The 20944-nt window shown below is 60.9% G+C and carries 22 protein-coding genes; 12 read left to right on the forward strand and 10 right to left on the reverse strand.

Annotated features, from left to right (window positions below):
* Positions 1-194 precede the first annotated feature (194 nt).
* The 6 genes from PWM43_RS06775 to PWM43_RS06800 form a co-directional block, all read right to left on the reverse strand.
* Positions 195-641, reverse strand: coding sequence for a hypothetical protein (locus PWM43_RS06775; RefSeq protein ID WP_026200111.1), 447 nt, complete (start codon positions 639-641; stop codon positions 195-197).
* 7 nt (positions 642-648) lie between these two features.
* The gene (locus tag PWM43_RS06780; protein ID WP_010666656.1) at positions 649-2640 is read right to left on the reverse strand and encodes a conjugal transfer protein TraG; all 1992 of its coding nucleotides are present in this window, start codon (positions 2638-2640) and stop codon (positions 649-651) included.
* Between the two features lie 1270 nt (positions 2641-3910).
* Positions 3911-6967, reverse strand: a complete 3057-nt coding sequence (locus PWM43_RS06785) for an efflux RND transporter permease subunit (protein ID WP_173576638.1) — start codon at positions 6965-6967, stop codon at positions 3911-3913.
* Between the two features lie 2 nt (positions 6968-6969).
* Positions 6970-8133, reverse strand: coding sequence for an efflux RND transporter periplasmic adaptor subunit (locus tag PWM43_RS06790; protein WP_031241571.1), 1164 nt, complete (start codon positions 8131-8133; stop codon positions 6970-6972).
* Entirely contained in the window at positions 8130-9344 is a 1215-nt protein-coding gene (locus tag PWM43_RS06795; RefSeq protein ID WP_023979796.1) for a TolC family protein, read from the reverse strand. The genes PWM43_RS06790 and PWM43_RS06795 overlap by 4 nt, the downstream gene beginning before the upstream one ends.
* 78 nt (positions 9345-9422) lie before the next feature.
* Complete coding sequence (locus PWM43_RS06800; protein ID WP_010666083.1) at positions 9423-11582, reverse strand: heavy metal translocating P-type ATPase; 2160 nt, start codon at positions 11580-11582, stop codon at positions 9423-9425.
* Positions 11583-11657: 75 nt separating this feature from the next.
* Between PWM43_RS06800 and PWM43_RS06805 the strand changes: the two genes are divergently transcribed.
* The 3 genes from PWM43_RS06805 (at position 11658) to PWM43_RS06820 (ending at position 13765) form a co-directional block, all read left to right on the forward strand.
* Positions 11658-12101 (forward strand): MerR family transcriptional regulator, encoded by a 444-nt coding sequence (locus tag PWM43_RS06805; RefSeq protein ID WP_023979795.1) that lies wholly within the window; start codon positions 11658-11660, stop codon positions 12099-12101.
* A 50-nt stretch (positions 12102-12151) separates the two neighbouring features.
* Positions 12152-13078: a cation diffusion facilitator family transporter gene (locus PWM43_RS06810; RefSeq protein ID WP_018308112.1), complete on the forward strand. Its 927-nt coding sequence runs from the start codon at positions 12152-12154 to the stop codon at positions 13076-13078.
* Between the two features lie 354 nt (positions 13079-13432).
* Positions 13433-13765 carry a YnfA family protein gene (locus tag PWM43_RS06820; protein WP_010667498.1) on the forward strand — a complete coding sequence of 111 codons (333 nt, stop codon included), beginning with the start codon at positions 13433-13435 and terminating at the stop codon, positions 13763-13765.
* Positions 13766-13775: 10 nt separating this feature from the next.
* On the opposite strand, the gene PWM43_RS06825 is transcribed toward PWM43_RS06820, so the two are convergent.
* Positions 13776-14381, reverse strand: a complete 606-nt coding sequence (locus PWM43_RS06825; protein ID WP_010667497.1) for a cation transporter — start codon at positions 14379-14381, stop codon at positions 13776-13778.
* A gap of 61 nt (positions 14382-14442) precedes the next feature.
* Complete coding sequence (locus PWM43_RS06830; protein ID WP_010667496.1) at positions 14443-14892, reverse strand: MerR family transcriptional regulator; 450 nt, start codon at positions 14890-14892, stop codon at positions 14443-14445.
* Positions 14893-14998: 106 nt separating this feature from the next.
* On the opposite strand from PWM43_RS06830, the gene PWM43_RS06835 reads away from it, so the two are divergent.
* Together PWM43_RS06835 and PWM43_RS06840 are read left to right on the forward strand one after the other, a co-directional pair.
* Positions 14999-15376, forward strand: a complete 378-nt coding sequence (locus tag PWM43_RS06835) for a hypothetical protein (protein WP_010667495.1) — start codon at positions 14999-15001, stop codon at positions 15374-15376.
* Positions 15373-15729 (forward strand): hypothetical protein, encoded by a 357-nt coding sequence (locus tag PWM43_RS06840; protein WP_023979792.1) that lies wholly within the window; start codon positions 15373-15375, stop codon positions 15727-15729. The genes PWM43_RS06835 and PWM43_RS06840 overlap by 4 nt, the downstream gene beginning before the upstream one ends.
* Positions 15730-15796: 67 nt before the next feature.
* Here the strand turns inward: PWM43_RS06840 and PWM43_RS06845 are convergent, their stop codons facing one another.
* On the reverse strand, positions 15797-16219 hold the full coding sequence (locus PWM43_RS06845; protein ID WP_018308113.1) for a MerR family transcriptional regulator: 423 nt from the start codon (positions 16217-16219) through the stop codon (positions 15797-15799).
* Between the two features lie 76 nt (positions 16220-16295).
* Here PWM43_RS06845 and PWM43_RS06850 point away from each other — a divergent pair, with 76 nt between their 5' ends.
* The 3 genes from PWM43_RS06850 to PWM43_RS06860 all read left to right on the forward strand — a co-directional run bounded on the left by PWM43_RS06850 (position 16296) and on the right by PWM43_RS06860 (position 18203).
* Positions 16296-16721: a hypothetical protein gene (locus PWM43_RS06850; RefSeq protein WP_231367962.1), complete on the forward strand. Its 426-nt coding sequence runs from the start codon at positions 16296-16298 to the stop codon at positions 16719-16721.
* Positions 16718-16942, forward strand: coding sequence for a GDCCVxC domain-containing (seleno)protein (locus PWM43_RS06855; RefSeq protein ID WP_035979039.1), 225 nt, complete (start codon positions 16718-16720; stop codon positions 16940-16942). The genes PWM43_RS06850 and PWM43_RS06855 overlap by 4 nt, the downstream gene beginning before the upstream one ends.
* Positions 16943-17153: 211 nt before the next feature.
* Positions 17154-18203, forward strand: coding sequence for a DMT family transporter (locus PWM43_RS06860; RefSeq protein WP_010667673.1), 1050 nt, complete (start codon positions 17154-17156; stop codon positions 18201-18203).
* Here PWM43_RS06860 and PWM43_RS06865 read toward each other — a convergent pair.
* Positions 18197-18376 (reverse strand): MerR family DNA-binding protein, encoded by a 180-nt coding sequence (locus PWM43_RS06865; RefSeq protein WP_010667674.1) that lies wholly within the window; start codon positions 18374-18376, stop codon positions 18197-18199. The genes PWM43_RS06860 and PWM43_RS06865 overlap by 7 nt on opposite strands.
* A gap of 15 nt (positions 18377-18391) precedes the next feature.
* On the opposite strand from PWM43_RS06865, the gene PWM43_RS06870 reads away from it, so the two are divergent.
* The 4 genes from PWM43_RS06870 (at position 18392) to PWM43_RS06885 (ending at position 20944) form a co-directional block, all read left to right on the forward strand.
* Positions 18392-18655, forward strand: coding sequence for an SHOCT domain-containing protein (locus PWM43_RS06870; RefSeq protein ID WP_242011316.1), 264 nt, complete (start codon positions 18392-18394; stop codon positions 18653-18655).
* A 96-nt stretch (positions 18656-18751) separates the two neighbouring features.
* A complete protein-coding gene (locus PWM43_RS06875; protein ID WP_173581638.1) occupies positions 18752-19138 on the forward strand; it encodes a hypothetical protein in 387 nt (128 codons plus the stop codon).
* Positions 19139-19275: 137 nt separating this feature from the next.
* Entirely contained in the window at positions 19276-19686 is a 411-nt protein-coding gene (locus PWM43_RS06880; RefSeq protein WP_010667677.1) for a FixH family protein, read from the forward strand.
* A 1-nt stretch (position 19687) separates the two neighbouring features.
* Positions 19688-20944, forward strand: coding sequence for a TolC family protein (locus tag PWM43_RS06885; protein ID WP_173576637.1), 1257 nt, complete (start codon positions 19688-19690; stop codon positions 20942-20944).

A 20944-nucleotide genomic window follows, 5' to 3' on the forward strand; every position in this document is an offset into this window, starting at 1 on the left:
GGAAATGCTCCGTACCCTTGCCCCTTGGTTGATGGCGGAAACCGACATGATCTTCCCCGGTATAAGCCGAGCGCGATGGGCGCACGGCGACGGGGATCATTAGGAAAGGCAGGAAACGGGGCGGTTCAACAAGAATTCAGGCGTCGTAGAAACGCAGCGAGACGGAGGGCAAAAATACTTGCGGGGTGCGAAAATTACGACTCCGGATCATCCTGTGCGGCGGGGTCCGAAACGTCCTCCGGAATTTCCTGCTGGAGTCGTGGTCCCTGAGCCAGCCTGCGGCCGAGGGCCGCGACGAAATTATCGTAGCGCGCTCCGGCTTGTGCCCGCGCTGCCTTGGCGGCCGGTTCGGGAAGTGGCGGGGTCGTGGTCAGCCAAAAGCGGATGAACAGCGCCAGGGTCTCCACCGTGATGCCAATATCACGCTCCAGCCGCGCGAGGCGCCGGTCCTGCCGGTCGAGACGCTTCGATGTGGCAGCCTCGCGGCGCTCCTCGCCATCGGGCGAAAGGAAGGAGGCGACAGCGGCCTCGACGATCAGCGACATCGGCTGCGCGCGTCGCGCGGCATAGGCGGACAGAGTCTTCATCACCTCGGGATCGAGATAGACGGAGATCTGGGCCTTCTTTTTCGGCATTGCCATTGCGGCCTCACAACTCAAGCTCATCGCCACGGTCGAGCGACGCCTGCCGGGCGACACCGCGCATGAGATCATTCATCCGGTTGTTGCGGGGCGCGATGTCGTCGAATTCATCGACCGGATCGGGCGTGAACTCGTTCTCCATCGGCTCCTTTTTCTCGACAGTGCCTTCGTCCAGTTCGGGCTGATGGCGCCGGGCGGACTGCTTCGGGTCTTCTTCCTCGTCCTCCACTGTCCGCGTTTCGGCCGCCGCATCGGGTGCCGGCGGCCTGGGTGGGAGGGGGCGGCGGCTCCAGTCGTCCGGGCACCCGTCCTTCGGGGGCGTAGGCTTTGGCGGTGGCAGAATGCGTTCCTGGAAGCGCGCATCCTCGAAGTAACGGGCCTTCTTCGCACGGATCGGATACAGCCCGGAGACCATGACGATCTCGTCCGCTGGCGGGAGCTGCATGACTTCTCCCGCCGTCAGCAGCGGGCGTGCCGTCTCCGAGCGCGAAACCATCAGATGGCCCAGCCAAGGCGAAAGACGGTGGCCCGCGTAGTTCTTCATCGCCTTCATCTCGGTGGCGGTTCCGAGCGCGTCGGAGACACGTTTGGCCGTCCGTTCGTCGTTGGTGGCGAAGCTCACGCGGACATGGCAGTTGTCGAGGATCGAATTGTTCGGCCCGTAGGCCCGCTCGATCTGGTTGAGGGACTGGGCGATCAGGAAGCTCTTGATCCGGTAGCCCGCCATGAAGGCCAGCGCCGATTCAAAGAAATCCAGACGCCCGAGGGCCGGGAATTCGTCGAGCATCAGCAGCACACGCCGCCGCCGCGCCGCAGCATCAAGATCTTCTGTCAGCCTCCGGCCGATCTGGTTCAGCACCAGACGGATCAGCGGCTTGGTGCGGCTGATGTCAGACGGTGGCACGGTAAGGTAGAGCGTCACCGGGCGATCGGCGCCGACGATGTCGGCGATCCGCCATTCGCAGCGCCGCGTCACCTCCGCGACCACCGGGTCGCGATAGAGGCCGAGGAAGGACATGGCTGTGGACAACACGCCCGAGCGCTCGTTGGGGGACTTGTTCAGCAGTTCGCGCGCGGCCGAGGCCACGACGGGATGCGGGCCGGCATCGCCAAGATGCTTCGTCCGCATCATCGCTGACAGCGTGGTGGCGATCGGGCGCTTCGGGTCCGACAGGAAATTGGCGACACCGGCCAGAGTCTTGTCGGGCTCGGCATAGAGGACATGCAGGATGGCGCCGACGAGAAGGGAGTGCGAAGTCTTCTCCCAGTGGTTGCGCTTCTCCAGGCTGCCTTCCGGGTCTACGAGGATATCGGCGACGTTCTGGGCATCACGGACTTCCCACTCCCCGCGCCGAATCTCCAGCAAAGGATTATAGGCGGACGAGGCTGCGTTGGTGGGATCGAACAACACGACACGTCCGAAACGGGCGCGGAATCCCGCCGTCAGCTCCCAGTTCTCACCCTTGATGTCGTGGACGATGGCCGAACCGGGCCAGGTCAGGAGCGTGGGGATGACCATGCCGACACCCTTGCCGCTGCGCGTTGGTGCGAAGGTCAGGACGTGCTCTGGCCCGTCATGCCGCAGGTACTCTTGACGATAGCGGCCTAGTACCACGCCGTCGGGGTCAAGTAGGCCGGCCTGGGCGATCTCCTTGGCGTCAGCCCAACGGGCCGAGCCATATGTCTCGATCCGCTTCGCCTCGCGCGCGCGCCAGACCGATAGCCCGATCGCAGTGACCGCAGCCAGGATGCCGCCCGACGCGGCGATATAGGCACCCCGTGCGAAGACCTCCGGCGCATAGGCGTCATACGCATACCACCACCAGAAGAACGCGGGCGGAAAGTAGAATGGGAACCGCAGGATTACGAACCAGGGTCGCCCGAGTTCAGCCTGGAAGGCCAGCTTCCAAGCGATCCATTCGGTCGCAGTCCACATGGTCAGCAGGACGATCGCCAAGACGACGATGATCTGCCCCCAAAGAATCTTGGTGCCCGACATCGGGAGCCCTCCCTTTTAGAGGAGGAAGGAACGGCGGATTCCTGCGTTCAAGTGCTTTTAAGCGTTGTTCGCAGCCGGGCAAACCAGAGCGAAAAAATACTTGCGCTGTGCGGACAAGGTCCGCCCAGCCGATCCTGGGACACACCGGTAGCAGGCGATTCGGAGATAGGGCTGAGCTTCAAAATTACGGTGACGGCAATGACAATGAGGAATGGACGATCGGCAGCGCAGCCTGCATCGGATGGAAAATATGTTAAAAAGAATAGGAATTATTGGAAATATAGAGACATGGAATTTCTTTTTAGAAGAATAGCAGAGTATAGGAACTTCTGAATACAGTGTTGGTCAAAGCAGAGAATGCTACGACTTCATTAATCAATACTCGCTTCATCTCCAAACTTTTTGCCGAGTTGACGGATATGCATCGCGAAGGTGCAGCGCGCACGCGCGCTTACGTAAGGGTGACATGGGGATATCCCATGTGCTATCCTGAAATCAGCGTGTCGAAACGCTTTTTTGCAACTGGGCGGCCTCCTATGTCGGGTGGCCTGCCGAATAGAACACCCGGACCTACGGTCCTGCGGTGAACAGCTTTGGCTGTTCTCAGCAGGGGAATAGGCAGGAGGTGGCTACGCCCAGTGCAAAACACCTTTCGACCCGCCCGACGCCAGGCGGGTACGGGGAGTCACGCCCTCAATTCGCTTCCGTCGTCGTCATGTCGTGCGAGACGGAGAGCGGATTTGGCGATAGAAAACGATGACGAAACTTCCGATAAGTGTTCTGCGTCAGACATGGCAGACGCCTTGATCCGATCCTTCGGATGGAGTGGAGCGCGGAACAAAGCGCATACGCATGTCTTGCGATGTGTTGACGCGGGTCAGAGCGACAGCGCGCAATTCTGGATGAATGTACGAAATATCGTGGATCACCTCATGACGTTGGGGCCGCAGGACCGTGACTTAATTCACTGATCGGTCATGGAAGGTATTCGGAGATGGACATCGAGTCTGAGGACCAGATCGTCAAATTCTGGATAAAACAGCATTTTCGTGCGCGGTTTGGTAGCATTATCAATGAGCCCGTTCCTGATGCACTTCTAGGTCTTCTTCGTGAATCGAACGAGTGTACAGACTTTGAAATTCCTGATGATCGGCCGCATCCTAACCGACCGACATCCACCGCACAGGAAGGTTAGTGTGGGATGCAAACGCCATGGTTGGCGGCAACGGTGAAATGAAGTAGTCACAAAAGGCTCGTATGTCCTCTGAATTCAGCGCTTCCGAAACAGGCTAGCATAAAGGGTTGGTAGAACAAGCAAAGTGAGCAGGGTCGATGTCACAAGACCTCCAATCACAACAGTCGCAAGCGGCCGCTCGACCTCCGCGCCCATGCTTCCCGAAAACGCCATCGGGAAGAAGCCCAGACTAGCGACGCTTGCGGTCGCGATGACAGGCCGGAATCGGGCGCGTGCTGCCTCGAATGCCGCCGTTGCCGCATCAATGCCGGCTTCCTGAAGCGCGCGGATCTGACTTACAAGAACGACGCCATTGAGAATGGCCACACCAAACAGCGCAATGAAACCGATGCTGGCAGCAATACTAAACGGCAACCCACGCAAGGTCAGTGCGAAAATTCCTCCCGTCGCTGCTATAGGGAGATTGATGAATACCAGGGAGGCCGCCCTGAATGATCCTAATGCTGCAATCAGGAGCGCAAATATCAACAAGAGAGCGATGGGTAGAACCAGACCCAGACGTTGCATTGCCGATTTCAGGTTCTCGAACTGTCCGGCCCATTCAAGACGATAGCCTGACGGGAGTCTGACCTTCTCCGCAACCGCTTTTTGCGCCGCTGCGACAAAGGAACTGACGTCCCGCCCCCGGACATTGGCCTGAACAATGACGCGCCTATGAATACGGTCCCGATCAATCCGGGAAGGGCCGTCTATCACCTGTAGTTTCGCAATATCCGACAGCAAGACCCACCCTTGTCCGTCCAACCTGCGCACGGGCAGATTTCCGATCATCGAAACTGACAGGGTCGAAGTCGGATCAAGGCGGATCTGAGTTGGTATGATCGCGTTGCCCACAACAACAGGTTTTCCGATCAATCCACCGATAGCCGTGATCTGGGCAAGAGCGTCGGACACGGCCACCCCACGTCTGGCTGCGGCATCCCGATTGATGTCGATATGCATGAAGGGCACTGTTCCGTCGCCCTGTGGGGCAACATCCGCAGCCCCCGGAACCGCCGCCACGGCTGAGGTCACTTCATCGGCCAGTTTCGCCAGTTCCTTCAAGTCATCGCCATAAACGGAGATAGCTATTTGAGTGCGAACACCTGAGAGCAATTCATCCATTCGCATCTGGATCGGCTGTGACCATTCGTAATTGGCACTGGGGAGCTTCGCCTTGAGGGTGTCGGCCATCGCCTGAACCAACTGATCCTGGGTCCGCCCGGTCTTCCGCTGCGAGAGGGGCTTCAGAATGATGAAACTGTCTGACTCGTTGGGGCCCATAGGATCTGTCGGAACAGCCGGTGTGCCAATATTTGTTACCACCGTCTGAACTTCAGGGAACGAACGGATGATTCGTTCCTGTTTCCCGATTTCATCAATGACGGTAGGCAGTGAGGCGCTCGGCCAGCGCGTGACCGTTGTCGTCAGGGAGCCTTCTTCCAGCGTCGGTATAAACTCCCCACCCAACCGCGTGGCCAGGCCAACCGAAACGAGGAACACAGAGATCGTGACGATGATCACTGTCCTGCTATGCTTTTCGCTCCAGGCCAGCATCGGCTCGTAATAGCGTCGCACAAACTGCACGAACCTCGTCTCCTGGTGAGACTTCGGATCACGCAGGAGTACTGCTGCAAGGACGGGGATGCAAATGAAGCAGTAAATCAGTGATGCCAGCAACGCCATGGCGACGGTCTGCGCCATGGGGCGGAACATCTTGCCCTCGATATCTTCCAGAGTGAGGATCGGCAGGTAGACCATAATGATCACGAAAATCGAAAATGTCACCGGCCTGACGACAGACTTCGCCGCTTCAATAGCTGTGTCCCGCATGGAACGCTTTGTGCCTTCAGCCTCCCTCAACGTCATGAAGTGCTCGACGACAACGAGAGAGCTGTCGACAATCATACCGAAATCAATTGCGCCGAGGCTCAGCAGGTTGGCCGAGACCCCGAAAACCCTCATGCCGATGAAGGCTGACAACAGCGCGGCGGGGATGGCGGAGGCAATGACCAGCGACGCGCGCCAGTCACCCAGAACCACGATAAGAACGACAAGCACCAGAGCCGCGCCGATCAGGAGATTTTCCTTGACGGTGGAAATGGTTTCTCCCGTTAGCGTCGAGCGCATATAGTAGGGGTCAAGCGTCACGCCGGCTGGCAACAACTTCTGGATACCAGGAAGTGCTTTGCGGATATTTGCAAGAACGGCATTCGAGCTTGCTCCGTCCTGCATCATTACCGCGCTCAGGACGATCTCTCCGTTTCCGTCCCGGGTCGCCGCGCCGAGGCGCGTCCGCGGACCCAGTGCGATACTCCCCACGTCCTGGACCCGGATGACATGCCCGTTCCGGCCGATTCTGACCGGGATCAGACCGAAATCATTCAGGTCGCCGACCAGGGCACGGCCAACAATCACCTGCTGCTCGGCCTGGTGGGCAATCCAGCCACCACCAGCCGAGGCGTTATTACGGTCAACTGCCTGATAGACGTCTGTCACCGTGACTCCGTAGGTACGCAGCCGAAGCGGGTCGAGCGTGACCTGAAAGGTCTGTTCCGCGCCACCATTGATATTGACCTCGGCCACGCCCGCTAGAAGTCTCAGTTCAGGCGCGACCGTCCAGTGCATGATGCGGTTGAGGTCCAGGAGCGAATAGCCAGGTCCGCGGATCTGGAACTGCATGATCTCGCCCATGCCGGTCGTCCGCGGCCCCATCTGAACGCTGACACCCGGAACGGCGACACTCTCACGAGCGGCCGGCAGACGTTCGGCGACACGTGCGCGGTCCAAGTCGATGTCTGTCGCATCGTCGAATTGTAGATAGACCGCAGATACACCCGTCCTTGATACCGAGCGCAAATCAATGAGACCCGGAAGAGCAGTCAGACTGGTCTCGACCGGAAAGGTAATCAACTTTTCGACTTCCTCGGTCGCAAGCCCGGGAGCAGTAACCGTCACCATGACCTGGCGGGGTGAAATGTCGGGAACAGGCTCGACAGGAAGCCCTTCGACACAGGCCAGTCCGGTTATCAGGAGGGCAAAAATCAGACCGAAAACAAAAAAGCGTTGCTTCTGGAAGAATTCAAAGAGCATTTTCAGTCTCCATCGAGACCGGACAGAAGCGCCATCGCCTTGAGCGTAAAGCTCCCCTTTGCGACGATAGTGTCATCAGGCTTGAGATCTCCGGACACCACGCTCTGCTCTGGCCCTTCGAGGAGCACACGAACGGGAACAGGTTGAAACGTATCGGCGCCGGTCTGCCGGTACACCACCATATGCCCGTCGACATTCTGCGGGGCGGCGGACGGCACGATCAGACCGCTGGCCTGCTCCTGCGCAGGAAGCCAGGCATTGAGCTGGGTGCCGGGCCGGAATCTCCGACGCGGATCCGAAAATGTCGCGACAACCTTCACCAGCCCAGTTTCGGGATCGGCAGTACCTTCAATGGTCTGAACCTTTGCCATCGCGGCTTGCGCGGGATCGGCTCCCACGGGCATGAACGTCATCTCAGTGCCAATTGAAATGTCTGATGCATCTTCGGGGCGGACGTTAGCCACGACCCATACGGTTTCCAGACTCGTAATCCTGATTACGACGTCTGTGGGCGAAATATCATTATCGACAGCCGTACCGACCTGTTCGACCATGCCATCAACCGGCGCGATCAGGACCGAATTTTCGAAGTCCACGATCCGTTCCGTTGGCGAGGTGAATTCTTCCTCAAGACGATGGGTCAGGGTTTTGACCGCAGCGTCCTGAAAGTGGACAGCGTTCTGCGCCTCGTGCATCACGGCAAGGCGACGCGACACTTCGCCCGCGGAGACTGTGGCCCCGGCCAATGACTTACCACGACGGTACGCCAGTGCAGTATCAGCGAGGTTGGCCTGGGCGCTGGCCAGACTAGCTTTCGCCTGGGCAAGCTGGAGATCGACGACATGCAATGAGTGATCAATATAGGAGACGAGCGTCTGGCCGACGGTGACTTGCTGGCCGGGCAGGACGTAGACCGCGCGGACTTTGCCATCGCCTGCCGGCCGTATGGACACGGAACGCGCGATGTTCTCCGTTACACTCGCCATCGCCTGAATTCGGGGTCTTACGGAGCCTTTTTTAACCTTGACGGTTTCAAGACCCTCGGCCTGCCGGGCTTCTGCATCCATGGTCACGGTCTGCTGCCACCCCTCTGTTTCTTCCGCCAAAGCCAGGTGAGGTAAAGCCACGAATAGGGCTGCGACAACGAGGATACAGGTCGATCTCATGGTATGTACCCCAAGGCGATAACAGTTCTGACGATCGCAATGCGATGATCGATTTCGGCCTGGCTGAAGGTCAGCAGGGCGTTATAGGCATCCATGCGGGCACGAAGCGCCTCTATGAGTGATGTTTCACCGGATCGCCACGACCGCTCCATGGCGTCCGCGCGCGCAAGCATCTCGTGCGCGGCCTGAGCCGTACTGACGATCGAGGCCGATGTGTTTTTCAGATGTGCCTGGACGCGCGCCATCTCGGCCCTGACGGTCCTCTGGGTGGCGATCTCCTGCCGGATGGCGGTGGAAAGCGCACTCTGAGCGGCCGTTCTCACGGGAACCGATGTGACGTCACTTGGGATCGGCATCCTGAGACTGACCCCAACCTGCGTGTCCCATGGCGAACCGTACTGGCCCTGATTGATCACGCCGACGCCGATTTCCGGATTGGGCATATAACTGTGAGCGGCAAGATGATCCTGTTCCGTGGCGACCGTGACGCTCTGGTGAGCCGCACGCACGCGCGGGTCGTTCGCCTCGCTCCATGGCCGCGCGGTCGCTCGCAGGAATAGCGGCCAGTGCGTGTCGATTTCCGACAGACCGGCTTTCGTCGGATGGCCGGTCAGAATATCCAGATTGGCCTGGCCGGCCTCGACTTCCTCGTCGATGGCATTGCGATCGCTTTCCGAAAGAGCGATCCGCGCATCCACCGCCTGCTGTTCCGCCGATGTGCTTTCTCCTGCATGGCTCGATGCCCGCACGGCCCTGGCCATGCGTCGCAACGCAGCCAGTGTGGAATCCATGGCAGATCGCCGTCGCTCGGCGAGCAGGACAGCCCCGATGGCATCCGTGGCACGAATGGCCACCGCCATATGGGCGACATCCTTCTGTACTACAGCGGCCTGTGCATCGGCTTCAGCCACATGCTCAGTTGCCGTTCCTTGTCCTGGCAGCCAGAGAGGAACGGAGAGACCCACCTGTGTCGTGCGGTACGCATAGTTACGGCCGCTGGGTCTGTCGTCATAATATTGAGCATCGACCGATGGCCCACCTGCGAACCAGGATTTCGCGGCACGCTGGCGTTTCTTTGCCCCAGCTTCCTGAGTCGCGAGATCATTCTGGGCAGGATCATTCGTCCATGCTGCTGCGATGACATCATGCAAGGTGGCGGGAATCGCTGTCGTATCGTCGGCTGTGGCCACGCCACCCGACACCAAAGCCATTGCGAGGCTCGCCGCCACAGATTTCCACCGACACCGAACACAACACACGGACATTCGACTGAAAATTCTCATAATATTTTACGATGTTGCATCGAGGCTGCGGGAGCGCAGCAGCCTCAGCGCGTTGAGGGTGACGAGAACGGTTGCCCCGGTATCGGCCGCAATGGCGATCCAGAGCCCTGTCAGCCCCGCGATGGTGGCAATCAGGAACACTCCTTTCAGCCCAAGAGCGATCGAGACATTTTGACGAACATTTCGCATGGTCGAACGGGCGAGGCGGATCAGCGCTGGAATATCGGAGACTCTGTTCCGCAGGATGGCGGCGTCGGCTGCCTCCAGGGCAACATCGGTCCCCGAGCCGATTGCGACCCCGACAGTTGCCTGTTTGAGTGCAGGCGCGTCGTTGATGCCATCTCCGACCATCATAACACCGCCCTGCGCGGCCAGAGCCCGTATTTCGGCCAACTTCTGCTCCGGCAGCAGTTCGGCCTTGTAATGCGCCCCCAGCATTGAGGCGATCGCGGCGGCTGTCCGGCTATTGTCGCCCGTCAGGATGACCGGCGTAATACCGAGGTTGCGTAACTGGCGCATGGCTTCTGCCGCGTCCGCGCGCGGCTCGTCACGGAGGGCAATCAACGCGAGTGCCTTGTCACCATACAAGACGGCAACGGTTTTTCCTTCCGCCTCAAGTTCGGTGGCACGTGCGGTGTCAGTAGCTGACAACGCGCCGTCGCGTACCGCCTGAAGGGGGCTGGAGATCGTGAAATCCATTCCGTCAATGCGGCCTGTCACCCCTCTTCCGGGAATTGCCCTGCTCTCCTGTGCAACGGGAATGTCGATACCCGGCCCGTTACTCTGGGCTCGGCGCAGGATAGCCTGGGCCAATGGATGGCTGGACGCGCCTTCAACGGCGGCGGCGACAGCAAGAACCTGAGTTTCGGGCAAGCTGTCCAGCACGATGATGTCGGTGACGTCAGGCCGTCCCAGTGTGAGGGTTCCAGTCTTGTCGAGTGCGACTGTCTTCACCCGCGCAGTGGCCTCGATGACCGCTCCTCCCTTGATGAGCAGCCCGTTATGTGCCCCCAGGGCCAGCGCGGACGCTATGGCTGCGGGAACCGATATGACGAGCGCGCAGGGGCAACCAATCAGCAGAAGGGACAACCCGCGATAAACCCAGACCGACCAAGCCTGAGCAAACGCCAGTGGGGGAAGGCATACGACGACCGCCGAAAGCACGACGATCGTCGGCATGTACCAACGGCTGAAGCGGTCGATGAACCGTTGAGTCGGTGCGCGTGCCTCCTCGGCCTGCTCTACAAGATGGATGATGCGGGAGATGGTGTTGTCCGCCGCAGTGCGGGTCACGCGAACCCGCAACGCAGCTTCCGTGTTGACCGAGCCGGCGAAGACGGCATCCGTCGGCCCACGCGACACTGGCACGCTCTCACCAGTGACCGGACTTTCATCAATGCCACTTACGCCGGAAATAATCTCTCCATCCGCCGGAATGCGGTCTCCCGGCCGGACCAGGACCACATCGCCTAGTCGGAGTTCGACAGCAGGAACCTCCCGGATACCGGCAGTGTCTTCGCGCAAGGCGATTTTCGGTACCAACGCTCCGAGCGCGCGGATACCATCACGGGCATGACTGACGGCAACGCCCTCAAGGAGTTCCCCGACCGCGAAGAGGAAGACGACGAGTGCAGCCTCCTGGGCCGCGCCGATAAATAGCGCACCGATCGCCGCGATCATCATCAGGGCTTCGATGGAAAACGGCTGAGCAACCCGGAGCGAGGCTAAGGCGCGGCGGGCAACCGGAAAAAGCCCTACCAGGCAGGCCCCGACAAATGGCCAGGGTTTCATCTCGTTTGGTGCGATCAGGCTGATACCCCAGGCCAGCACCAACAAAATACCGGTCGTGACAACAAGTCGTCCCTTTCCGGTTTTATACCAGGGCGTATCAGGCGCGCCGGCGTCATTCGTCGCATCCTGAGCAAATACAATGTCAGCTACAGTGGCAGGATTGAGGCGCCGGATACCATATCCCAGGCTCCTGACCATCTCTTCGACTTTGGTCACGGAAATCGCATTCTCATCCATGGTCAGTCGCAGTTTCTGAGACACCAGGGAAATCTCTACATTCTGGACGCCTGCGATTTGACCAAGCGCGCCCTTCACCTTGCTGACACAAGCAGCACAGTCCATGCCCGTGACATCCCACTCGCGCCTGTCCGGCATCCGGATTCTCCTGTTCACCCAGCAGCGAATCCGTTATCTACTTCCTCTAGTCGCTAGAGGTTCAAGGGGGCTTTTATGTTCAGTATCGGAAAATTATCCGGGTCAACTGGCGTCAAGGTGCCGACCATCCGCTATTACGAGCAGATCGGCATCCTTGAGGAGCCCGACCGAAGTGAAGGAGGGCAGCGTGTCTATGGAGAGGAAGCAAAAAAACGCCTGAGTTTTATTCGCCATGCGCGGGAACTTGGATTTTCACTAGATGAAATCCGTGAATTACTAGATCTTGCTGACGATCCCAATCAAAACTGTATGGCCGCATATGAGATAGCAAAACGCCAATTGATCGAGGTCAGGAACCGTATTGCCCGCCTGACGGCTCTCCAGGGCGAATTGCAACGCATGTTGGATCAGTGTTCATGCAACACAATCGGGACCTGTCGGATCATTCAGGTCCTGAGCGATCATTCTTTATGCACGTCAGAACATCTCGGCACGGAGGCAGGGTGCAAAGCGTCGTAAACAAATCATCGAGTATCGCAAACGGGTCGCAGCATGCAGGAGTAGTCCCCATGAACCGCACCATAAAGACCGCATGGGGCACACTTGCCGTCAGTCTGGTCGTTCTGGCCCTGAAGCTTGCCGCCTACTGGATGACGGGCAGCATCGCGCTTTACTCGGATGCGCTGGAAACAATCGTCAATGTAGCGGCCGCCGTCGGCGCGCTTATCGCCCTGTGGGTCAGCGCACAACCCGCAGACGCAAACCATCCCTATGGCCACCAGAAAGCGGAATATCTGAGCGCGATCATCGAGGGTGGCCTCGTGCTCGCAACGGCAATTCTGATCTTCCAGGAAGCCTGGATCGGCTGGCAGCACCCGAAAGCACCGGACACGCCGCTTCTGGGCTTGGCCCTGAATGGCAGCGCCGGGGTTATAAACCTGTTCTGGGCGCTGCTACTGATCCGCAATGGCAAGCAGTGGAAGTCGCCCGCGCTCGTCGCGGGCGGCCGGCACATCCTGACGGACGTCTGGACGACCATTGCGGTCCTGATCGCTTTTGCGCTGATCCCGGTGACTGGTTGGCTCCGGCTTGACCCGGCCATCGGCGGCCTGGTCGCAGTCAATATCCTTTGGGCAGGTTATGGTGTCGTGCGGGAAGCCGTCGCCGGGCTGATGGATGAAGTCTCCGATCCCGAATTGATTTCACGCCTGGACCGGACGATCGCAGGGAATGCATCAGGGGCGATCGAAGCCCACGACGTGCGGGCGCGTGTCGCGGGCAACACGACATTCATTGAATTTCATCTCGTGGTCCCGACGGGGATGACCGTCGGCAGGGCGCATGAGATCTGCGACCACATCGAGCACGCACTCAGGACACAGCTCGGGCAGGCTGTGATCAACATTCACATCGAGCCCGAGGAGAAGGCGAAGCATGGCGACGTCATCATTCTGGACCGACACGCACACGTCAAAAATCGCGAAGAACTGATTTAGCCGCAGCAGGACTTTCGCTCGGCCTGAACCGCCGGGCGCGGAGCCGCTCCGTAATCCGCAGCGTATCCACTCCAAAGCCGCGTTTGCCAAACCTTGTGGTGTCTGCCCCGTGGCGGCATCGAACTGGCCACCTCTAAATGGGTCAATTGGATCAATAATCGTTGCCTTCTGTCATCCATTGGAAACATCCCGCCAGAAGTGGCTGAGGCACGTTTCCATGCACAACAGAAATCGCATGCATTGGCCGCTTAAACCGGATAGAAAACGTCTCCGAAAACCCGGGGCCATTCAAATGGCGGGATATGGTGATCGTGGAGTGGCTGCTTCACGATCCTGACTGGAAAGTATGTAACAGTGGGGTTTGTGCTACCTTTCATCATCTATGTCGTCGCGGGTTTTGCAGAGATCGGCGGATGCTTCGCCTTCTGGAGCTGGCTCCGGCTGGGGCGTTCGCCGCTGGTTCTCGTTCCGGGCATGGTGTCGCTGGTCCTGTTCGCCTTTCTGCTGACCCGTATCGATACGGATACGGCGGGGCGGGCCTATGCAGCCTATGGCGGCGTCTACATCACCGCCTCGCTCATGTGGATGCGACTGGTCGAGGGGCGCACCCCGGACCGGTGGGAGATTGTTGGTGCCCTAGTGTGCCTCGGCGGGGCCAGCCTGATCCTGTTCGCGCCCCGGACGTAAATTGAGGGGGCTATGCTGCCGCGCGGTGCTCATTGCGCGCGGCCTGCCAGACTTCGCGGGCGGCGTCGGCGTTCATCGCGGCGATACCGAGCCCGACAAGTAGGTCCGGCCATGCGGCGTGCCACAGAAAGGCCGTGACCAGGCCTGCGACGATGATCGCGATATTGGCCAGCACGTCGTTGCGCGCCGACAGGAAGGCAGCGCGCGTCAGACTGCCTGCATGATAGCGATAGCGGGTCAGCATGAGCGCACAGGAGAAATTTACCACAAGCGCCCCCAATCCTGTCACCGACAGGACGAGCGGCTGGGGCGGTGTCGGAAGATTGAATTTTTGCCATGCGGTCCAGAGCGTCGCGAGCGCCGGAACCAGCAGGATAGCGGCAAGGGCCATTCCGACCCGCGCCCGGCTGCGCGCCGTCCAGCCGAGTGCCGCTACGATCAGGAAATTGACGGAGGCGTCTTCCAGGAAATCGACGCTATCCGCGAACAGGGAGACCGAGCCGATGGCAAGCGCTACCGTGAATTCGATGCCAAAATAGGCAAGATTCAGAAGTCCCACGAGAGAGATGACCCGTCGCAGGGTGCCGGCCATGTCGTTCGGTGGTGTGGAATTCATCGTTTTTATCTCTTTCGTTCTATCAGGTTTCTCCCATCCGAAGATGGATTATAGGCGAAGATCAGACCGCACTTTCGCAGCATGCGCGGTTCCCCGCCGGCTCGATGGTGGCAAGTTCGTCAAGAATCACGCACTCGGAGCCGGGACCGCCGGCGCATTGTGCGTCGCAGGTCGCGACGAACCCGGCGATGCTTTTCTCGAGCGCCTTCAATTCGCGCAACTTCGCCCGGACGTCCATCAGGTGAGTATGCGCGAGGTCGCGGGCTTCCGCACAGGATCGCGTACGGTCCTGTACCAATTCGACCAATGCCCGAACCTGATCGATCGAAAAGCCAAACGCCCGGCAGCGCCGAATGAAGGTAAGCCGTCGAACATCGTCTTCAGCATAACGCCGCTGATTGCCTTCCTGTCGTTCCGGACGTGGAAGCAGGCCGATCTCTTCATAATAGCGGATCGTGGGGGCATTGGTACGGGTGCGCTCGGCCAACTCGCCGATCTTGTATCCGGGCATGGGGGGAAACTCGCGTAAAAAATATCTTGAACCTCAAGTTACTTGAACTCGTAAACAAGCGCCAGACCGTCACGCGAACGGGCGGAACGGCATCGAGGAGAGTATCGTGACGAAGCCAAACGAGCCTGCCCCACTTGCCTGCACACTGGAGAACAGCGATCTGGCGAGGCGGCTGGAGTGGATCGCCAGTCTCAACGCCAGGGCGCTTCGGTCAGCGCACCGAGATGGTCTTCATCTCGTGCTGGATTATGATCCTGCCGCACGGGACGATATCGCGCGTATGGTCGAAGGCGAACGAACCTGTTGCGCGTTCCTCGCGTTTGACATCGCTGAACGTATGGATGCGCTGACTCTGACGATTACTGCCCCGGAGTATGCGCGTGAGGCTGCGGAAACGCTGCTTGAGCAGTTTGCGTCGCGCAGTCAGCCAGCAACCGCGCCGATGAAAAAGACCTGCGGGTGCGCGGCGGAGTGCGGCGCATGAGCGAGGCGAGCGCATCGGGAAACAAGGCGGCCAGCGCGGTTGCCATGACGGCGTCCAGTGCGGCGCTGGCCTGCGGCGTGTGCTGCGTCGTGCCGCTCGCGCTGCCGGCCGCGATCCTCGGGTCAGTAGGCGGTATTCTCGCCTGGTTCGCCAACGCCTATCGCTGGCTGACGCCGGTCGCGATCCTGGCGGTTGCTGTCGGTTGGTTCTGGGTGGGTTATCAGGCGTACCAGACAGGACACAGGCCTGGCTGGCAGACGCTCGGCATCATGGGGTTCGCCACGATCATGGGGTGTCTTGCATGGCTCTGGCCACGGATCGAGCCGGTGGCGATTGGGTTCTTGCGCGGGTAGCCTGCCGCGGATCGGACGCCATTATTGGACCCACGCCAAGACCTTAACCGCCTCCCGGAACGATACGTCACGGGTTGGGCGTGCTTCCGATCGCAGAGGCACCCAGCATATCGAGCACCGGGCAAGTCAGGGCCTCCGACTCACGGCATTGTTCGATGCTTGTTGTCAGGAGCGATGCGAGCCGTTGCAGGTCGGAGATCTTGCTCTGGATGTCGCCCAGATGAGCTATGGCGAGTGTTCTGACCTCGTCGCAGGAGGGTAGGCCGGGTTCTGCCAAGGCGAGCAGGGTTCTGATTTCCTCGATGTCGAAACCAAGATCCCGCGCGCGTCGGACGAATGACAGGCGCCTGACATCCTCGGCCCGATAATGGCGATAGCCATTACGCGCCCTTCGCGGCGCGGGAATGAGGCCGATGCGCTCATAGTAGCGCACCGTCTCCAGATGAACGCCGGTTTCCGATGCCAGCTTGCCGATCGTGATGGCGACCATGCGTCACTCCTGCTCTTGAGTCCGTAGCCACTACGGGGTGTAGCATGAAGCGCGACGCAATGGGAAAGTGACGATCATGGATGAGACGGCGGACCTGCCTCAACGAACATCACGTAGCCGCATGGGCATGGAAAGAGGTGGAGTCCTGTGTGTCGCGGGCGGTATGGCCGCCGGTGTGGGTGCGCTGATCGCGTCGTCCTGCTGCCTCATTCCGCTCGCCTTCGCTTCTCTGGGCGCCGGTGCGGGGGTTTTCAGTGTTCTGTCGAGACTTGCGCCATGGCGCGTGCCATTGATTGCGCTGGCGGTCGCGGCGCTGGTCAGCGCCTGGGCGCTCAATCGGCGGCAGGCCAGGGTCTGTTGTGCGGGTGTGGAAAGTGGGTCTATCCGGCGACGCATCGGGGTTATCCAGATGCTATCCTTTGCCACCGCGCTCATCGTGCTGGCGGCATTGGTGTGGCCACGCCTGGAACCCGTCCTGCTCAGGAGCCTGTCTGTAAGATGATTCGGCCTGCCTCGCTTCTGACCTGTCCCGCATGTGGCCAGCAATCACTGGAAACCATGCCGACCGATGCCTGCCAGTTCTTTTACGATTGCCCGCATTGTGGCGTCGTCTTGAAACCGAAGCCGGGGGATTGCTGCGTCTTCTGCTCCTATGGCGACGTTCCTTGCCCGCCGGTTCAGGAACATGGGCGACTGGCATGCTGCGGAGACGGTTCGACATAGACCTGGGGCGGCAGCGGCGATGAAGTAATGGTGTCGTCCTGGCCAGTAATGTGACGATCGCCGTTTGACGGTGCGGTCCATGCATCGTGTATCCATTTGGAAAACCGGCACGTTATCATCAAAATCGAAGCGTAGAGCGCGGGCGGTAGTCTGCTCATCGCTTGCAGCGGGGCCCATTCTCGATTGAGCCACCGTGCGGTAGGATCGGGCCATGAACCGCATTGGCATCCTTTTCGCATTATTGTCCGCGATCCTGTTTGGAGCCAGCACACCGTTCGCCAAGCTTCTCCTTGGCTCCGTCGATCCGTGGATGATGGCCGGGCTGCTCTATCTCGGTTCCGGGATCGGTCTGGCGGCGGTGCATCTGTTGCGCTGGATGCGTGGACGCCCCGTTGCGGAAGCGCCGTTGCGGCGTGGGGACTTGCCCTGGTTGGCGTTGGTGATCCTGGCGGGTGGGATTGCCGGCCCATTGCTGTTGATGCTGGGGCTGGCGCGCACCGACGCGGCCAGCGCGTCGCTGTTGCTCAATCTCGAAGGGCTGGCGACGATGGGGATTGCCTGGATCGTATTCCGCGAGAACGTGGACCGGCGGCTTCTGCTGGGCGCCTTCGCCATTCTCTCGGGCGCCGCGTTATTATCATGGCAGGGGCATGCGATGCTTGACCAGGGCGCCCTGTTCATCGCAGCGGCCTGCCTGTGCTGGGGGATCGACAACAACTTGACCGGCAAACTTTCTGCGGCCGATCCGATGCAGATCGCAATGCTCAAGGGGCTGGTCGCAGGGACGGTCAATCTTCTGCTGGCGTTCGGGAGGGGCGGTGTCCTGCCGACTGTCGGGGGACTCGGCGCCGCTGGAGCCGTGGGGTTCATGGGTTACGGGGTGAGCCTTGTCCTGTTCGTGCTGGCCCTGCGCCATCTCGGTGCCGCGCGCACGGGGGCCTATTTCTCGCTTGCGCCGTTCGTCGGCGCGCTGCTGGCGGTTGTGGTGCTCCACGATCCCTTGTCGCTGAGGTTGCTGATCGCCGGCGGCCTGATGGGTTTCGGGTTGTGGCTCCACCTGTCGGAGCGCCACGATCACGAGCATGCGCACGAGGCCATGGAACATGAGCACCGGCATCGCCATGACGAACACCATCAGCATGCGCACGGGCCTGGCGATCCGACGGGCGAACCGCACACGCATCGGCACCGGCACATGCCGATGGTCCATCGGCATCCGCATTATCCCGACCTGCATCATCGGCACGGCCACGCTCACTGACGCGGTGCCAACGCCTCAATGATACGGCAGTCGGCGACGGTGCCATGGTGGCATTGCCCGATCATCGCGACCAGTTCCCGACGCAGGGCCTGCAAGTCACGCATCTTGCCGTCGATCTCCGCCAGATGCGTGCGGGCGATGACGTCGTTCTTCGCGACGTGCGGGGAACGCATCCGGGAATGCCCTTCTTGGCATTGAAAACAGTCGGGACAATGCCAACGTCGTCATGGTTCGTGCGGATCGCCATGCCGGGCCGCATCATTGCCTCATGGGAGGCCGTCATGATGACAAACTGCATGCAGGGCATGGGATGGGGCATGGGCCTGTTCGGCCTGCTCACGCTGATCGTGCTCGTGCTCGCGATCGCGGCACTGGTCAAGTATCTGTGGTGCGCGGAGGGATGGAGGACGCGGATCGGCCGAGTCCCTTCCGCAGATCGGACATTCAAGTGAGTTGCCCGGCCTCGCGTGGCGAGGGATGTCCCAGCCCAAACGACCGGCCCAAGAGCGCGGCATGACTTCCGCTCCGTGCATAAGAGATTGCCCCCTTTGCCTGTTTGCGAGATGATGGCCGGTATGCGGTGGTGCTTTCTCCGACGTCTGGTATTCGTTATCGTTGGTCTTGCCTTTATGGGCGCGGCCACCGTGCAGGCTATGCCGCCGCAGAATGCCGAGCAGGCCACGAGCCTGGATGCGGCCATGCCATGCTGTGATGGGTCGGTCTCGATGCATCCCGCCGGAACGACCGCACCGTTCAAGGGCATGACGCCGGAGTGCCTGAAAACCATGCAGTGCCTCGGCGTGCCTGATCGCCCAACGCAGGCCGCGGCGATCGGAAGCCCGGTCCGCTACAGCATGATCGCCTATAGCCTTGCCGAACGTGTTCCTGTCGGCCGCTCGCCCGAGCCGCTTTCCTTCCCTCCCAGAACCGCCTGATCCCACCGGCGCCGTGACGGCGTTGGTTTCCGCACGTCCTGCGTTCAGGAGCGCGCGTATTCGCGCGTCCTGACCGCAACCGGACGTCGATCAGCGCTCTATCCCCGGATTTCCGGGGCGGGAAGGATTCCATTATCATGCGTACATATCTGATCGCGGGTGCGTTGGCGCTCGCCTCCTGCGTCGTCGTGACCGGTGCCTTTGTGTCACCGACATTCGCGGCAGCGACGGATTATCGTTTCGAGGCTGCCGGCAAGCAGGCACATCTGAGCGGTGACAAGGCTGTCATGATCGTGCGGCTTGTGCATGTGCCCGACGGCAAGCCGGTCATGGACGCCGTCATCTTCGAGAGCAAGGCCGACATGAGCCCCATGGGCATGGCGACGATGACCTCGCCCACGACCATCGAGCCGGCGTCAGGCGATGGGCTCTATCGTATCGACCTCGATGCCGGTGCTCCCGGCCCGTGGGCGATCACGCTCGCGGCCAAGGTGCAGGGTGAAACCGAGACGGTGCGCGGTTCCGTTGTTGTCACGCTGGAGAAATAGCATGGCAACCCGGCGGAACCGTGACGCGGCGGGGCGCCTGCTCCTGGCTGCGGCTGCTCTTATCGTTTCATCCGGGGCTGCTCGTGCGGCTGAAGGGCCGCCGGGTGCCACCGTAGAGAGCCTGCTCGCGCTCGGCGAGCGCCTGAACCCCGCGGTGCGGGCCGCCGGACTCGATACGACCGCCGCTGCGGCCCAGGCGGAAGCGGCCGGTGCGCTGGACGATCCGGTGCTGACGGAGAATTACCAGAATTATCACTCCGGCGGCCTGTTCAGCATGAACTTCATCACGATCTCGCAAACTTTCCCGCTCGGGGGAAAGCGGGATCTGCGTCATCGTGCGGCGCTGTCCGAGGTGGACGCGGCGCGCGGCCGGGAGCGGGCCGCCCAGGACGAACTCGACGCGCAGATCAAAATTGCCTTCGCGCGCTATTACGCTTTTACCCGCGCGCTGGTGGTCAACCGGCAGATCCAGACGCTCGCCCGCAAGATGCGGCAGGCGACCATGGTGCGCTACGGCCAGGGCGACGGTGCCCAATCGGGCGTGATCCAGGCCCAGGAGGAGGAGACGAACACCGTCATCGAGGCGAGCCGGCTGGAGGCCGAGCGAGAGTCCGCCGCCGCCCAACTGAATGCGCTGCTGGCCCGCCCCCCGGGCGCCCCATTGGCCGAGCCCATGCGGCTACGTCCGATCCCAGCGGTTCTGCCGCGCGTGGAGAGCTTGCTCGACCGGGCGCGCAGCGGGAATGGCGCCGTCCATGCGAACAGCGCGGCAATCGACGAGGCGGAAAGCCGGAGACGGCTGGCCGAGCGGGCCTGGTATCCCGATGTGACGGTCGGCGGCGGCCCGGTCGTGCAGACCAATGCCCCGACGGGGTTCAGCGCCATGGTCTCGCTGAGCATCCCCGTGCAGTTCGGTGCCAAGCGCGCCGACGAAGACGCGCAGACCGCGCGCCTTGATGCCGCCGAGCGCCGTCGCGACGGAACGATGGCGACCATCCAGGCAGCCTTGGCCGAAGCCTTGGCCCGCCTCAAGGCGGCGCGCGATGTGGAGAGCCTCCTCCGTCGCCAGCGTATGCCGCAGGCGGACGCGCTCTCGCGGACGACGCTGGCCAGCTACAGCCAGGGGCATGGCGATCTCGCGGCAGCGATCGCGGCGGAACATCAGATGCACGACACCGAGCTGGAGCTTCTCCGGACCGAGACCGACGAACAGACGGAACTGGCCACCATCGAGCGCCTGATCGGGGGTGATCTGTGA

Origin of the sequence: Brytella acorum, assembly GCF_029309905.1 — a bacterium.
Lineage (GTDB): Bacteria > Pseudomonadota > Alphaproteobacteria > Acetobacterales > Acetobacteraceae > Brytella > Brytella acorum.

Bases quoted from the DNA above. Each gene is read 5' to 3' on its own strand.
- PWM43_RS06780 (WP_010666656.1), bottom strand. From the start codon at position 2,640: ATGTCGGGCACCAAGATTCTTTGGGGGCAGATCATCGTCGTCTTGGCG.
- PWM43_RS06845 (WP_018308113.1), bottom strand. From the start codon at position 16,219: ATGGTCGCCATCACGATCGGCAAGCTGGCATCGGAAACCGGCGTTCAT.
- PWM43_RS06865 (WP_010667674.1), bottom strand. From the start codon at position 18,376: ATGCGTTCCCCGCACGTCGCGAAGAACGACGTCATCGCCCGCACGCAT.
- PWM43_RS06795 (WP_023979796.1), bottom strand. From the start codon at position 9,344: ATGGCTTTGGTGTCGGGTGGCGTGGCCACAGCCGACGATACGACAGCG.
- PWM43_RS06885 (WP_173576637.1), top strand. From the start codon at position 19,688: ATGGCAACCCGGCGGAACCGTGACGCGGCGGGGCGCCTGCTCCTGGCT.
- PWM43_RS06825 (WP_010667497.1), bottom strand. From the start codon at position 14,381: ATGAATTCCACACCACCGAACGACATGGCCGGCACCCTGCGACGGGTC.
- PWM43_RS06810 (WP_018308112.1), top strand. From the start codon at position 12,152: ATGAACCGCACCATAAAGACCGCATGGGGCACACTTGCCGTCAGTCTG.
- PWM43_RS06880 (WP_010667677.1), top strand. From the start codon at position 19,276: ATGCGTACATATCTGATCGCGGGTGCGTTGGCGCTCGCCTCCTGCGTC.
- PWM43_RS06855 (WP_035979039.1), top strand. From the start codon at position 16,718: ATGATTCGGCCTGCCTCGCTTCTGACCTGTCCCGCATGTGGCCAGCAA.
- PWM43_RS06800 (WP_010666083.1), bottom strand. From the start codon at position 11,582: ATGCCGGACAGGCGCGAGTGGGATGTCACGGGCATGGACTGTGCTGCT.
- PWM43_RS06785 (WP_173576638.1), bottom strand. From the start codon at position 6,967: ATGCTCTTTGAATTCTTCCAGAAGCAACGCTTTTTTGTTTTCGGTCTG.
- PWM43_RS06790 (WP_031241571.1), bottom strand. From the start codon at position 8,133: ATGAGATCGACCTGTATCCTCGTTGTCGCAGCCCTATTCGTGGCTTTA.
- PWM43_RS06840 (WP_023979792.1), top strand. From the start codon at position 15,373: ATGAGCGAGGCGAGCGCATCGGGAAACAAGGCGGCCAGCGCGGTTGCC.
- PWM43_RS06850 (WP_231367962.1), top strand. From the start codon at position 16,296: ATGGATGAGACGGCGGACCTGCCTCAACGAACATCACGTAGCCGCATG.
- PWM43_RS06830 (WP_010667496.1), bottom strand. From the start codon at position 14,892: ATGCCCGGATACAAGATCGGCGAGTTGGCCGAGCGCACCCGTACCAAT.
- PWM43_RS06805 (WP_023979795.1), top strand. From the start codon at position 11,658: ATGTTCAGTATCGGAAAATTATCCGGGTCAACTGGCGTCAAGGTGCCG.
- PWM43_RS06860 (WP_010667673.1), top strand. From the start codon at position 17,154: ATGAACCGCATTGGCATCCTTTTCGCATTATTGTCCGCGATCCTGTTT.
- PWM43_RS06775 (WP_026200111.1), bottom strand. From the start codon at position 641: ATGGCAATGCCGAAAAAGAAGGCCCAGATCTCCGTCTATCTCGATCCC.